Raw genomic sequence first — 15,044 nt, 5'->3', positions numbered from 1 at the left:
ATGTTTATGTAGGTTGGTATTAAATACCTAACTCATCAAATAAAGAGTCATCGAAATCTTGATTAGGCTCTGTTTTTTCTCTTCTTTCTTAGCGGAACGATGTTGGTCTAATAGATCGTCAGCATCGAATTCATCTTCTTGTTCAAATTCTTCTAATTGAATAAATTCGGTTTTATCCATAGCAAGTTCAAGATAGAAAATGTGATTATTTTCAGTCGTGAAGGTGACACGACGAGCTTGTGGGCGATCTAGGTTAGTATCAACCGATAAGATCACTTGTTTATTTAATGACAGCATCTTAGGTTGGTTTTGAGAAATCGTCGTTTGTAGTGTTTTACGGATCTGACCTGTGAAATCACCTACGATTTGGTTCATTAGCTCACCTAGCACGTCACCCACTTCATCAGAAGTATGTAAAATCGCTAATTCTTCAGCTGGCATGCCCATATTACGCATGTATTTTGTATATAGTTCTAATGCAGCGTCTTTAGTGAAGTTAGTTACAACAAGACCAGAAAAACCACCATCAAATAAAACAAAACAGCCAAAATCTGGTTTTAAACTTGTTTTAGTGATCTTTTGTACCATAGCAGAATAGGTTACAGAGCTTTGAGTAGCTTTACTTAACACTCCTGACATTGAGCGACATAAGGTTAATAGGATATCGTCCGTCGTAATTATTTTTGATTTTCTTATTGCTGGTTTCATAGCGTTCTCTATTAAAAATGTCACAGATAATAATTATCAAAGCAAAATATGTGCCTTTAAAGCGGCAAATATTTATCGGATATAGCATATACCGGATGTTTTATCCAATCGAGATGTTGTAAAGTGTGTATAGAACAACATTATAGAGCTGAGGGATCAGCGAGTTAAGGAGCATGGAGCAATGTTACCAGCGTTACAATTTCAATCTACGATTGATCCAAAAGTTGTAGATTATTTAGAGCAATTAAGCCGTACTGATTTTAGTGGTGATATAGAAACGACATATTCGAGTCGTTTAGCTGTTGCAACAGATAACAGTGTTTACCAACAATTGCCGCAAGCCGTTTTACTTCCAAAGACAACAAAAGATGTCGAGTGTCTAACGACCTTGGCAAGTAAAGAAGAGTATCGAACTATTCAGTTTTCTCCACGTGGTGGAGGTACGGGGACAAATGGACAATCTTTAACGCAAGGAATTGTTGTTGATCTCTCTCGTCATATGAATCAGGTATTAGAGATTAATATTGAGGAAGGGTGGGTGAGAGTTCAAACCGGTTTAATTAAAGATCAATTAAATGATGCACTTCGACCTCATGGCTTTTTCTTCTCTCCTGATTTATCAACCAGTAACCGAGCAACGATTGGTGGAATGATCAATACCGATGCATCAGGTCAAGGTTCGCTTAAATACGGCAAGACATCTGATCATATTTTGGCAGTTACTGCTATTTTAGCAAACGGAGAATGCTTAAATACGGAACTTGATGATGATAAACAGCCGGAGAAAATACGTAAGGTTTTAGATGTTACGGCTAAAGTGTGTCGAGATAATCGCCAGAAAATAGAAGATAAATTTCCGCCATTAAATCGATTCTTGACTGGGTATGATTTAAAAAATGCCTTAGATACCACTAATGATGAATTCGATATTACTCGTGTTTTATGTGGAGCAGAGGGCTCGCTTGCTTTTTTAACAGAAGCGAAGGTGAATATTACCCCTATACCTAAAGCTCGAACGTTAATTAATGTTAAATATGACAGCTTTGATGCGGCATTAAGAAATGCACCATTTATGGTAGATGCGAATGCGCTTTCTGTAGAAACCATTGATTCACGTGTTCTTAATTTTGCAAAGCAGGATATTGTTTGGCATACGGTGAGTGATCTGATCACCGATGTTCCAGATAAAGAAATGCTTGGTCTAAATATGGTGGAATTTGCCGGAGCTAATCTTGATGAGGTACAGCAGCAAGTTAATACTTTAATTGAAAAATTAGAAGCATTGCAGCATTCGGGAACGGCAGGAATCATTGGTTATCAAGTAACAAGTGATGTAGCAAGTATCGGAAAAATATATACGATGCGCAAAAAAGCGGTAGGACTGCTTGGGGCGACAAAGGGAGCGGCAAAACCAGTCGCTTTCGCAGAAGATACTTGTGTGCCACCTGAAAATTTAGCGGACTTTATCCAAGAGTTTAGAGAATTGCTCGACTCACACAAATTAAATTATGGCATGTTTGGTCATGTAGATGCAGGGGTTCTGCATGTGCGTCCAGCGTTGGATATGTGTGATCCTGAACAAGAAGCATTGATGCATACTATTTCAGATCAAGTTGTGGCTTTGGTCTCTAAATATGGCGGTTTAATGTGGGGAGAGCACGGTAAGGGTTTCCGATCTGAATATGGTCCAGAGTTCTTTGGTGAAGAACTATTCACGGAATTGCGTCGAGTAAAAACGGCGTTTGACCCATACAATAAGATGAACCCAGGAAAAATCTGTACACCATTAGACAGTAATGATGAATTGGTTAAAGTAAGTGGCACTAAGCGTGGATTTTATGATCGCCAAATACCTGTAGAAGTAAGAGACAGTTTTAATCAAGCAATGGAATGTAATGGTAATGGTCTCTGTTTTAACTATGAAACCAGTTCGCCAATGTGTCCATCAATGAAAGTGACGGCTGATCGACGTCATTCACCAAAAGGACGAGCAGGTTTAGTTCGAGAATGGTTACGTCAACTCTCAGAGCAGGGTATCGATCCCATTGAGTTGGAAAAAGAGTTATTAACCAAGCGCCCATCAATTAAACAGATCATAGATCGCCTTAAAAACACGTTTAATAAAGAAAGAGAATACGATTATTCTCACGAAGTTCATGAAGCCATGATGGGGTGCTTAGCTTGTAAAGCGTGTGCGAGCCAATGTCCAATAAAAGTGGATGTGCCAAGTTTTAGGTCACGATTCTTAAATATCTATTACAGTCGTTATCAACGTCCGATGAAAGATTATATGGTTGCAAATATTGAGACTATGTTGCCGTTAATGGCTAAAGCGCCAAAACTGATTAATGGTGTTTTAAAGCAATCAATAACAAAAAGTATTACGAAGAAAACACTCGGTTATGTCGATATGCCTCTTCTGTCTATACCGACATTGAAAGAGCGTTGTAGAACAAATGATATTGCAGAGTTTAACTTGAAACAGCTATCAGAACTTTCAGAGAAAGAGCGTCAGAAGCATGTACTCATCGTTCAAGACCCATTTACGAGCTATTACGATGCTGAAGTGGTCAGTGATTTTATTGAATTAATTCAACGTTTAGGCTTGAAACCAATGTTACTTCCATTTAAACCAAATGGAAAAGCGCAACATATTAAAGGGTTTTTAAAGCAGTTTGCTTCTACTGCAAAAACAAGCGGTGAATTTTTAAATCAAGTCGCTATGTTGAATATTCCAATGGTTGGCGTGGATCCTGCTTTAGTTCTTTGTTACCGAGATGAGTATAATGAGATTTTAGCTGATAAGCGTGGTGATTTTGCTGTGTTAACCGTTCATGAATGGCTATATCCTCGATTATCCTCATTTGATAAAGCGACAGTATTTGATACTAGAGCTTGGCAATTATTTGCCCATTGTACGGAAAAAACGAAATTGCCGAACGCGGAGAAGGAGTGGGGGCAATTTTTAGTCATTTTGGTTTACAATTAAATACGGTTCCAGTTGGCTGTTGTGGCATGGCAGGAACGTATGGGCATGAGGCAGAAAAATTAGCCTCATCCAAAGCGATTTATGAATTAAGTTGGAAAGGAAATCTAGCTAGTTTGGATAAGGAACGTTGCTTGATTACAGGTTATTCATGCCGTAGTCAGGTTAAGCGATTTGAAGGACAGCAGTTAAAGCATCCATTACAAGCGCTACTGACTAACATATAATGATCTAACTTTGCGCTACTTTGTGGTAAAGTAGCGCGAAATTCCTGTAACGAGTTAAATGCAAACGGACTGTGTTGTGTTTGTTAAAACTATTGTAATTTGATTTTTACAGGTTGGTATATTGTGTTTGTTGTTTTCATTAGAGTTGTAATATAAATGAGCAGTGCCGAATTAATTAGACGTATTCCGCAAATGAATGTTTTAGTGTTTACTGAAAAACGTGAACGCAGTACTCAAATTCGTCAATTTTTTCAAAAAGCGGGTTTTAAAAGCGCGGATAATTTTAATCTTGGCATGAAAGCATCAGATCTACCTGTCTATGATTATTATTTTATTGAATATCATTACTCTTCGCATGAAGTAATTGCTGAAATTGTAGATAACGCACGAGCGAATGCTAAGTTTGGTAAGCGACCTATTTTTATTGTTGATATTGAAAATGAAGATTCTCAAGTTGATGATTTAAATGCTAGAGAGTTATTTCCTGATTTTATTGTTAATAGTCCTATCAATTATGGATATATTGATGAATTAATTAAAAAATCATTTAATTTAACATTATTGATCGAAAAACTCATTGCGGAAGTAAAAGGGTCACAAGCTGCTTTTATCAAGCGAGCACAAACGTTTACTGGCACATATAAAAATAGAATGCTGTTAAACATGACGTTGGAAGAGCTGTATAAAGCAAAAGACTTTATGACGTTCAAAAAGGTTTATCAACGACATGATAAAAGCGAAATCATGCCACAAAACTTAATGGCGTATTGTCAAATGGTTGAAAAACCAAAAGCAATACCTGTTCTTGAGTTATTATTGCGTTCTAAGAAGTATTTATTTAAAGCTAATTTAATGTTGGCTGAAATATATGAAGAAGCAAAACAAAAAAGTAAGCAGCAAGCGTCGTTATCAAAAGCGTTTGAGAATAATCCAAAAAGTGATAGTGCTTTTTATTCGTATTTAACATTTATTATTGAGAATAATGAGCACTCTCTTATTCATAATATGATAATGAAACGTTTTTATCATATTGGTATTACACCAGTAACATTAAACAAAATGATTTTGGATATTGCTGATACGGTATATAAATCGAATCATCAGTTTAATAAAGAAAAGTATCGACGCTTTTTTGGTCAATTAGTTATAACGTTGAAAAAACGTGTATCAATGGATAAGCGTGATGAATTGCAAGGTTATATTAATATCTTTATAGCGCGACAATTGTTTAAACAAGGTAAGCGTTATAAAGCAAAAGCAATTGCAGCAACTTGTTATCATCGATTCTTATCTGAGCGTAAAGTGGCTTCAGATGAATTTCGTGTTGCTACATTTGGCGTTTTAGCTATGGCTGGTGAAGTGAAGTTGTGTGTTGCGTTGTATAAAGTGTTTGATCAAGCGAACCTCAAAAAGAATTCACCACAATTACTACAACAGTCGATGGTGCATTTCCAAAAACTAAATAAAGTGTACCAATGGCTTAGAGCTCAAAAATCAGCAGATGAAAACAGACTTCAGTTGATCAAGATAGGACAGACGTATCCGTATTCATCAGATTTAAACTATATGCTTCTTACTTTAACGCTAAAAGGTAAGAACTTAATGAAAAACCCAGAGAATATTAAACAGTGTCTAGCCATTATTCATAGAATGGAGCGCACTAATAACACTGCTGGGTATGAAAACGTAATGTCTTCTGTTGAACAAAACAAGAAAATATTGATTGACGTTTTGTTAGGTAGTGCATAATTTTTTACTTCTTTTTTGCTCAATAGGTTTTATCCATCACAGAGATAGGAAAGAGCGATTTAGCAATTTTCCAAAAATAGTCCACACTTAAGTTATCGAAGTAAGCGATAGCACGTTAGGGGGCTATAATGGAAAATAAAAAAGTAAAACAATACATGAGTGTACGACCTCTATATTTGACAGCGGATATGTCATTAGCAGCGGCGTTAGATCAATTTATTACTTCACAACATATTGGTGGTCCAGTTGTTAACGAGCAACGTGAGGTTATTGGATTTATTTCTGAGCAAGATTTAATTAAGTCTTTGTTAGGTGTGAGTTATCACTGCCAAGATACACATGTTGTTGCAGATGTAATGAAGACAGAAGTGTTAACCGTTACACCTGATGATGCGATTGTTGATTTGGCACAGACAATGACAGAAAACAAACCAAAGATTTATCCTGTGGTTGAAGGTGGCAAGTTAGTTGGGATTATTACTCGTCGCAACGTTCTTCAGGCTATAAGTGAATCAATAGGTCACTGTTTTAAACACCCAGTTTAATTTTCATCATCTCTTCTTATAAAAAGACACTTCGGTGTCTTTTTTTGTTTCAAATAAAAAATATTCTTGACCTTGGAGTTAACTCTAAGGTTTATAGTTAATGGTGAGAGTGAATTCAAACCTAACATCTAACAAAGGAATATCTCATGTGTACTACTCATAAATCGACGCACTGTCATGATCATAAGCATAACCCATCAAGCTCATGCTGTGCGAAGCCAAAAATATCAACTATCAAAGCGGAAAGTGCCGTTGTGGATTGTTGTAGTAGTGTTGATAAACCAACGAGTTCTGATTCATGTTGTGGTTCAGATCCTGGAGAATCAGACCCCTTAGTTGTCATTCCTCAAGCATCCGAGAAAGGTACGTTATCTCGTAGTTGGCTTATTTCTGATATGGATTGCCCAAGTTGTGCGGCAAAACTAAAAAAAGCAATTCTTGCCATTCCAGATGTTGTTGATGCGAACGTTGTTTTTGCAACAGAAAAACTTACTGTACGAACAAATGATGAATTAGTATTTGATGTTGTTGAAAGCGTTGCTAGAACAACGGGTTTTCCGCTAACCGATATTAATGCTAAAAATACATCAGAAAATGCAGCTCAGCCATTTTGGAAAAAGAACGCATTATTATTGCTATTGGTTGCTTTTTTAGTGGTTGCTACAGGCATTAATGTAGTAAACAAAGAATTTGGTACTATTGCATTTACCGTTGCAGGGCTGTTTGGTTTGATTCCGATTGGCCGTAAAGCTATTCGCTTAGCAAAAAATGGTTCACCATTTTCCATTGAAACCTTAATGACAGTTGCTGCTATTGGCGCTGTGTATCTAGGTGAAACCGTTGAAGCGGCAATGGTCATCTTATTGTTTATGTTAGGTGAACAATTAGAAGGCTATGCGTCAGCAAAAGCAAGAAGTGGTGTTAAAGCATTAATGGATTTAGTACCAGATACGGCTTTACGAATTAACAGTGACGGAACCAAAGAAGAAGTACCCGCATCAGAATTAAATGTGGGTGACCGTGTGCAGGTGAGTCCTGGTGACCGATTAGCCGCGGATGCAATTTTACTTTCTGAGTTTGCTTCGTTTGATGAAAGTGCTTTAACGGGTGAATCAGTACCTGTTGATAAAAAAGCAAACGATCCATTGATGGCTGGTTCTATTGTTAATGATCGTGTCATTGAAATTCAGATCACTTCAGCTCAAGGTGAAAATGCCATTGACCGTATTCTTCATCTAATTGAAGAAGCTGAGTCACGTAAGGCACCATTAGAGCGTTTCCTTGATAAGTTTAGTCGTTGGTATACACCGGCAATGATGGTGCTGTCGTTGCTAGTTATCATTATTCCACCATTAATGTTTGGTCAGTCATGGGATACATGGATTTATCGTGGTTTAGCTATGCTATTGATTGCCTGCCCATGTGCGTTAGTTATTTCTACGCCAGCAGCGATTACTTCTGGTTTAGCAACGGCTGCAAAGCGTGGCGCATTAATTAAAGGTGGCGCTGCTTTAGAAGAGTTAGGTCATATCCAAAATATCGCTTTTGATAAAACAGGCACATTGACGCAAGGAAAACCTGTTTTAACCGATATTCGAGTATTAACTGAAACCGAAACGGAAGAGAGTATTTTACTTCAATCAGCTGCGGTAGAAATGGGATCATCTCATCCGTTAGCAAGAGCTGTTGTAGTTAGAGCGCAAGAGCAGGGGTTAACGGTTATTGAAGCAGATAATCGTGAGACGGTTGTTGGTAAAGGTATTAAAGGAACGGTTAACGATCAACATATTGAATTATATGCACCTCAACAATTTGATGGCGAAGTTATTCCTGAAATTGAAAGCCAAATCGCTTTCTTAGAGCAGCAAGGTAAAACGGTTGTTTTGGTGCTGATTAATGAGCAGATCTCTGGATTATTAGCATGGCGTGATGAACTTCGTCCTGATGCTAAAATTGCTGTAGAAAAGTTGGTTAAATTAGGAATTAAACCAATCATGCTTACTGGTGATAATGAGCGAGCAGCAAAAGCCATAGCAGCAGAGTTAAATATTGACTACAAAGCGGGTTTATTACCTTCTGATAAAGTGAAATATGTTGAGCAATTAACCGCTAATGCGAAAACGGCAATGGTAGGTGATGGCATTAATGATGCTCCAGCTATGAAAACGGCTTCAATCGGTATTGCGATGGGGGCGGAACTGATGTGGCACTGGAAACTGCAGACGCTGCGTTAACGCACAACCGTTTAGAAGAGCTTGCACCAATGGTGGCACTATCAAAAGCAACACTAAGTAATATTCACCAAAACATTACATTAGCGCTTGGTTTAAAAGCCGTCTTCTTAGTGACTAGCTTATTTGGTATTACAGGTTTATGGGTTGCTGTGTTAGCTGATAGCGGTGCAACGGCTCTCGTGACCTTAAATGCACTTCGCTTATTACGTTTTAAAGAAAAAGAGTAATAAGAACGAAATAAATTAGTGAAGTAACTCAAATTAAAGCGCTCGTATTATGAGCGCTTTTCTATTTTTATGTGATGCCAATCGATTTTCTTTGCAATAATGTAATATGAAAGCGTACCATTTGAGGTGTTTGTCACATAAAGCTGTCATTTAATTGGGTAAAGTAACTTCATCAAATCAAATATAACTAATTTAATTAACGCGGCCCTACAAAACCGCAAGGAGCTAACCATGACAGCAGCAGTATTCCATTTAGGCGTAACAAAAGAAGATCTTCAAGGTGCAGAAATGGCGATCATCCCAGGTGATCCAGCACGCGTTCAGAAAATCGCAGAACAAATGGAAAACCCTAAGTTTTTAGCAAGCCACCGTGAATACACGGTGTACCTAGCTGAGCTAGATGGTAAGAAGATTGTGGTATGTTCTACAGGTATTGGTGGTCCATCAACATCGATTGCGGTTGAAGAACTTGCTCAACTAGGTGTTCGTACTTTCCTACGTGTAGGTACAACTGGTGCAATTCAACCTCATGTGAATGTAGGTGATATGATTGTTACTACAGGTTCAGTTCGTTTAGATGGTGCGAGTCTTCATTTTGCTCCAATGGAATTCCCAGCAGTTGCTGACTTTGACGTTGCAACAGCAATGCGTAAAGCGGTAGTTGACCAAGGTGCAAATGTACACACAGGTGTAACAGCATCAAGTGATACCTTCTACCCGGGTCAAGAGCGTTACGACACGTTCTCTGGTCGTGTTGTTAAGCGTTTCCAAGGCTCTATGCAAGAATGGCAAGACATGGGCGTATTGAACTTTGAAATGGAATCAGCGACGTTATTAACTATGTGTGCAAGCTCTGGTTTACGTGCAGGTTGTGTTGCGGGTGTAATTATTAACCGTACTCAAAAAGAAATCCCAGATCACGCAACGCTAAAAGAAACAGAAGCGCGTTCAATTAAAGTGGTAATTGAAGCTGCTCGAAATCTTCTATAATAGGAAGAGTACAAAGAAATATATAGAGTGCCGCTGGTTCATAGTGAATCAGCGGCATTTTTATATGAATTGAAAAACAGTAAAAAAGGCCCACAACAGGGCCTTTTTAGTATCAGAGAGGATCTTAATCGAAAATATTAATGACCACCGGCCGCTAAGAACCAGTTAAGAAGGTGTTTTTTAAGATCGCCTAATTCATCAGGGCCGATAATAGCTAAGCCTAAATCCTGTGCGCGCATAATGTCGTTATTACGTAGAGGACGGAAACTTACTAACATTGCACGAGCTTGCAGTCCACCAAGTAAATCACGTAATGATTCTAATTTGTAAAGTGTATCATCACCATCATCACGCATGCCTTTGGTTTTACATTCAATGATATGCAGTTTGTTATTCACGATACTAACCACATCAAGTTCATTACGAACGTCTTTTTCACCAATTTCACGATGCACTTGAACATTTAATGAATGGTCTTGCAGTGTTGGTAAATATTGCTGAATATCGACAACCGTGTTGTGAACCAATATTTCAAGCCATTCACCATTAGCTAAACGACGAGCTTCTTCGCAATCAAAAGTGAGTATGCCGTTTTCATAGGTCGCTAACCCTGTTTCTACAAGGTCAGTTAGTAGCATATTAAGCTCTTTATAACTCTGCTGTTTTTCTGTTACTTCAACATCTAAACGTTGTTCTTTACGACAGGTGGTTGCTAAGTAGTTTAATGTTGCTAAGCCCGGGCCTAACTCTAATGCGTTGCTTGCCCAGCGTTGGCATAGTTCTCTTAAGCGCTTATCGATACTTTCTGGTAATTCAGTTTCTGAAAACTCACAACGAGCCCCAAAAATAGCAAGATAATCACTCAAGCGAATATTATCAGCAACGTGTTTTTGTTTGCGACCATCTGGGTATAACCAGCATAATTTATCACTGTATGGCTCTACAACAAAGATTGGCCAATGATATGAACGGAACACTTCATAGGCAGAAAGAAGACGGTGACGAAGACCACAACTCGCATTTAATTTGATGTCACTAAAGTGAAGTTTCATTTCAGCAGCAAGCGCTTGTAATGACTGCTTGATTGCGTGGGTATCAACAATATTAGGGATTTCAAAAAATCAGAACTGATCCCTTTATATTTTAGAATTGACTCCAGTCGATGGAACATCTCTTTTTGAGTTTCATCGCCGATAAATACCATGTGTTCCCCTTTAACAGATAAGTCTAAAAGGGGGGTGATAAGACGTACGGGGTCTTGATCTAAAATGCCAACATGCGTAATCATTTAATAATCCTTGTAATGGCGATTACACATAAATGGAAGCAAGAAGGCATGTGTAATCTTTCGTTATATTTATGGTTTTGAATAATTTTGACTATTCAATACTACAGTTATGAGGGGGAGGATGATAAAAATCAAGCTATTGTTAGATATTCTTATTTGGGCTTAATAAAAAAAGACGATAGAATAGAGCTACATGCCTTACTATAGAAAGAGTTTATGAGCTATTTACCTTTAGATGAATACAATCGCAAGTGGATTTTTACTCATCAATCAATGCCGGTTGATGATGCCTTGCTACCATTAATAAAACCATTCACTCAAGCAAAATCAGCTCAAGTTTGGAATGACTTTATCAGCAGCAATAGCCCAACCGCGGATCATTTTGGCTCGAAAGAGTGGCCAATGAAGAAAAGTTCGTGGACAAATGAAATTGATTGGCAACATCGTTGGGACAGCGATAATGAATCATTACCTGAAGAAGTGTTGGAATTTATCGATTGGTCTGATGAAGTAACCGTTTATTTTTGTTATGAGAAATATAACTTAATTGAAACTTCATGGGGAACGTTTAAGAAAACATGGAAGAACTTCTTATTTTATGATGATTTACCATTATTAATTGGTAAGAAGAAATCACAAGTCTTATGGTTTAACTCTAAAGGCAAAGTGAAATTAGGAACAAGAAGTTAGGCTAGATTCGCCATTTTATTTAAAAGAAAAGCTCATTGTGAAAGCAATGAGCTTTTTTATATGTCATACCCGATTAATTGAAATTATGTGTTCGGGAGCGTGAATTTCAAGATAATGAGAAAAGCTATCTAGTTCATGCTTTAAGTTTTCGGTGTCGGCTTTATTTAAATGGATGATAAAACGTTGAAACTCATTGATATCCAATATCTGTTTATTATACATAATCCATTCAATAATCAGCTCTTGTGGAACAGAGGCGATATCACTCATCCTCTTAGCTGCATTGCGTAATTCTCGAGTACCGAAACGAGACCAACCAACAAAATAAAGTAACACTATGATCGCCAACGTGGCGCTTTCAATCATAAAAGTTACCTTTAAAATGTGATGATTTCAGTATACTTGAATCAAATACAATTAGAAGACGAATAAGATGTTGTTTGCACACCTTTGACAGAGGTGCGCAATTTTTCATCAGAGATATTCATTTCTCATATAACTAATTAAAGCATTAATGAGAATCTGTCTAATTGATTAGACGTAAGCCTGCGGGTAATGCGTCACCAAATAAGCGTTTAGAGTCTGCTTCTGTCAATGCTTGTTGGCTTGATACTAATTCAATCCAGCTTTGTGGGCAGCGATTTTTTTTCAATTTTTCGATGATTTTTTCTCGATATTCATCTGAAACATCGAGGGTTCTATCACCGGTTAAGCGAGCCATCATTACTGCGGCAAAACCAGCCATGGGCTGTTCTTTCCAATCCTGCTCTAATAATGTTGGTAGCCATTGAGATATTTGGCTTGGCGGCACTAAATTATGCTGACTTCCATAGAATGGTGAACGTGAACAAATTCGGCCTAATGCCCACCAATGTACTTGCGGTTGATTTCCATTTTTAGCATGGCCTAATACCCAAGATGCAATCAACATTTTATCTTCTACATCCAAATGTTCGAGTGCAGCGGCAAGTCGTACCATAGCTTCATAACTTTTGTTACTGGCTTCTTCTAATGTTTTTGGGTTGCGTAAAGAGCCAGGATGCAGGTATTTCGCCATATCAGCTAAAATGGTTTCTTGTTGCTCTTGATTTAAACCACCAGAGATCCGACGCCAGAATGTCCACCAATCGTTCCAAGATTGTTTCGATTCAAATTGAATACCTTGTTGATAGGTTTCCCATGCCTGAGATATCTTCCATTCATCAGCAGGGTAGCCAAAACCGGGACGTAAAGCGAATCCCGTCATTTTTAACCAGTTTTGTTCGTGTTTGTCAGAGCGACGACGACGTTTTTTACTATCAAGTAATGCTGTTGCAAGTTCACGAGACGTAATAAGATCCCACGATTCACGCTTACCAATTAGCTTTTCAATATTTTTATTAAAAGCTTTGATGGCATTTGGATTTTGTTTGCTACCGCCATAAGCCTCTTTAATGCTTGCTATAGCATTAGGTAGGCGAGGGGGAAGGCTAATTTGATCCGCAAGGTTAGCGCTTTTATTAGACGCTTGATTACGTACTTCAAATTCAACCAACCAACGCTGTGAATCGTCCTCAACAGAAACACATTCAATTTTAATGGTTCCGACTTCTGTAAATTGGCAAGCTAAGGTTACTTCAACGCGATCTTTTTGGTTTGCATGCAGTTCATCTTTTGATTTACTAGATTCTAGTGTTACCACATAAGGAGGTAGGCTAACAAAGCTAGAATCAGCTAATTCAGTGATCATGCCTGAGGTTGCAAGTTGATCTTTTGTTGTAGAAAGTAGATTAAAACGAACAGGTTCCCCAAGGTTAACGAGAAACGACGACTCGTCATGCGGATCTCTTCACCTTCCTCACTGCCTTTAGCTAATAAACACAGACCTTGAGGTTGTTTGTTTTTCTCTTCTAGCTGTAAATAGAATGAACGAGCTGAGCCTCCACCTATCTTTAATTGTGCACCATGACGTGCTTTGCCATAAGCAACTGCGCCATAAGCAACCGCTAGATCTGGATGAGGGTTTGATAGTTGGGTGACACTGTCACCGTTCCAGTTATTAAGTAGTTGAAGAGAACGTTCAGCCAATAATGGGCTATTAAAAACACCGCCATTAAGCAGCAAACCTACAGGTATTGCACGGTCTTCGTGATTAGCCAATTCAGCATCATCCCAACCTAATGCTTTTGCAGAGACTTCTTTATGATTATCTAAGAACTGAGCTAAGTGTTTACTGATAGCAGGATCAGAAGCATAAGGTAAACCAAATTCAACAACAGCAGTTTGACGTTGATTTGGACGGTCATTAAAGTCAGTCAGTGGTAAGAATCCATCCAATGCGATTTGGTGAACTTCTTCTTTGGTCAACTCGACTTTACGACTGCCACCTAATAATTTAGAACCAGATCCAAGTAGGGTAATGTGGCCTGATTCGGGAGCATTAGCAGATAGCAAACGCTCTTTTGTTTTACGTGTTTGTTGGATAAGCTTGGTTAACGCGGCTGCCGTCATTTTTTTACCGCTATCTAAGCGCTGTTCAGCCAAATGTGCTAGCGCTAAATCAATGTTATCGCCACCTAGCATTAAGTGATCGCCCACGCCAATACGATCAAGTGCCAATTCGTCGTTATTAAAGCGAGCTTGAATCAAGCTTAAATCGGTTGTACCACCGCCAACATCGCACACCACCATTAATGGGATGGTTTTTAAGATTTCTTTTGCCGTATCTTGATGGTGATGATACCAGTCGTAACACACCGCTTGTGGCTCTTCTAATAGGATGATTTTATCAAGGCCTGCCAGTTTTGCTGCCTCAATCGTAAATGAGCGTGCACTTTCATCAAAAGATGCCGGTACGGTAACAACCACTTCCTGAAGCTCCATTGGGGCATCTGGGTGGTGGTAATTCCACGATTGACGTACATGGTTTAAATAGCTTGCACTGGCAACAATAGGTGACACTTTTTCGACATCATCTGCGCCTGCCCAAGGAAGAATATCAGAGGTGCGATCAACTTTAGTATGGGATAACCAACTCTTAGCACTTACGACTTGGCGACCTTCTACTTTTGACCCTAATTCACGAGCCCACTCACCAATAATGGCGTTCTTTATCTCACCTTCAATTGCTTTTACATTCCAAGGCAGTGTCAGATCATTTTCAGTGATTTGACTTTGTGATGCATGATAACGAAATGATGGAAGTAGGGGTTTACGAGCCACTTCACCTGGTCCAATTAATTGGTCGATATTGAAGATTTCAATTGGGCTAGTTTCAATACCAAGAGAAATATCAGTATAAGCAACAACGGTGTGAGTAGTACCAAGATCGATACCAATTAAATAGCGATTAGAAGAACTCATAAAAACCCCGACGTAATGTTAGTCTTGTAGCTGTTAGTAATACCAATATTAATAATGA

Annotated in this window: 5 protein-coding genes and 5 pseudogenes; 6 read left to right on the top strand and 4 right to left on the bottom strand. The window is 38.4% G+C overall.

All coding sequences use genetic code 11. From position 1 onward, the window contains the following. Window positions 1–19 precede the first annotated feature (19 nt). Window positions 20–708 (bottom strand): annotated as a pseudogene (locus tag AAFX60_008290) (DUF3334 family protein). A 181-nt stretch (window positions 709–889) separates the two neighbouring features. On the opposite strand from AAFX60_008290, the pseudogene AAFX60_008285 reads away from it, so the two are divergent. The 5 genes and pseudogenes from AAFX60_008285 to udp all read left to right on the top strand — a co-directional run bounded on the left by AAFX60_008285 (window position 890) and on the right by udp (window position 9,666). After that, window positions 890–3,921: pseudogene (locus AAFX60_008285) on the top strand (FAD-binding and (Fe-S)-binding domain-containing protein). A 156-nt stretch (window positions 3,922–4,077) separates the two neighbouring features. Then, on the top strand, window positions 4,078–5,670 hold the full coding sequence (locus tag AAFX60_008280) for a hypothetical protein (protein XDF76771.1): 1,593 nt from the start codon (window positions 4,078–4,080) through the stop codon (window positions 5,668–5,670). A 128-nt stretch (window positions 5,671–5,798) separates the two neighbouring features. Continuing rightward, a complete protein-coding gene (locus tag AAFX60_008275; GenBank protein ID XDF76770.1) occupies window positions 5,799–6,215 on the top strand; it encodes a CBS domain-containing protein in 417 nt (138 codons plus the stop codon). Window positions 6,216–6,361: 146 nt separating this feature from the next. Continuing rightward, window positions 6,362–8,676 (top strand): annotated as a pseudogene (locus tag AAFX60_008270) (zinc/cadmium/mercury/lead-transporting ATPase). A 231-nt stretch (window positions 8,677–8,907) separates the two neighbouring features. Next, complete coding sequence (gene udp, locus AAFX60_008265; protein XDF76769.1) at window positions 8,908–9,666, top strand: uridine phosphorylase; 759 nt, start codon at window positions 8,908–8,910, stop codon at window positions 9,664–9,666. A 137-nt stretch (window positions 9,667–9,803) separates the two neighbouring features. On the opposite strand, the pseudogene AAFX60_008260 reads toward udp, so the two are convergent. Continuing rightward, a pseudogene (locus tag AAFX60_008260) lies at window positions 9,804–10,954 on the bottom strand (DUF1887 family protein). A gap of 216 nt (window positions 10,955–11,170) precedes the next feature. Here AAFX60_008260 and AAFX60_008255 point away from each other — a divergent pair. Further along, complete coding sequence (locus AAFX60_008255; GenBank protein ID XDF76768.1) at window positions 11,171–11,644, top strand: DUF2947 domain-containing protein; 474 nt, start codon at window positions 11,171–11,173, stop codon at window positions 11,642–11,644. 63 nt (window positions 11,645–11,707) lie between these two features. Here AAFX60_008255 and AAFX60_008250 read toward each other — a convergent pair whose 3' ends face one another. Next, on the bottom strand, window positions 11,708–12,010 hold the full coding sequence (locus tag AAFX60_008250; protein ID XDF76767.1) for a hypothetical protein: 303 nt from the start codon (window positions 12,008–12,010) through the stop codon (window positions 11,708–11,710). 160 nt (window positions 12,011–12,170) lie between these two features. Next, window positions 12,171–14,986: pseudogene (locus AAFX60_008245) on the bottom strand (Hsp70 family protein). Window positions 14,987–15,044: the final 58 nt, after the last annotated feature.

This window comes from Aliivibrio fischeri (assembly GCA_038993745.2).
Lineage (GTDB): Bacteria > Pseudomonadota > Gammaproteobacteria > Enterobacterales > Vibrionaceae > Aliivibrio > Aliivibrio fischeri_B.
The sequence above is the reverse complement of the archived record's forward strand: the minus strand, read 5'-3'. Positions and strand labels throughout refer to the sequence as shown.

Excerpts from the sequence above, each read along its gene's own strand:
- udp (XDF76769.1), top strand. The coding sequence starts at position 8,908 with ATGACAGCAGCAGTATTCCATTTAGGCGTAACAAAAGAAGATCTTCAA.
- AAFX60_008255 (XDF76768.1), top strand. The coding sequence starts at position 11,171 with ATGAGCTATTTACCTTTAGATGAATACAATCGCAAGTGGATTTTTACT.
- AAFX60_008250 (XDF76767.1), bottom strand. The coding sequence starts at position 12,010 with ATGATTGAAAGCGCCACGTTGGCGATCATAGTGTTACTTTATTTTGTT.
- AAFX60_008275 (XDF76770.1), top strand. The coding sequence starts at position 5,799 with ATGGAAAATAAAAAAGTAAAACAATACATGAGTGTACGACCTCTATAT.
- AAFX60_008280 (XDF76771.1), top strand. The coding sequence starts at position 4,078 with ATGAGCAGTGCCGAATTAATTAGACGTATTCCGCAAATGAATGTTTTA.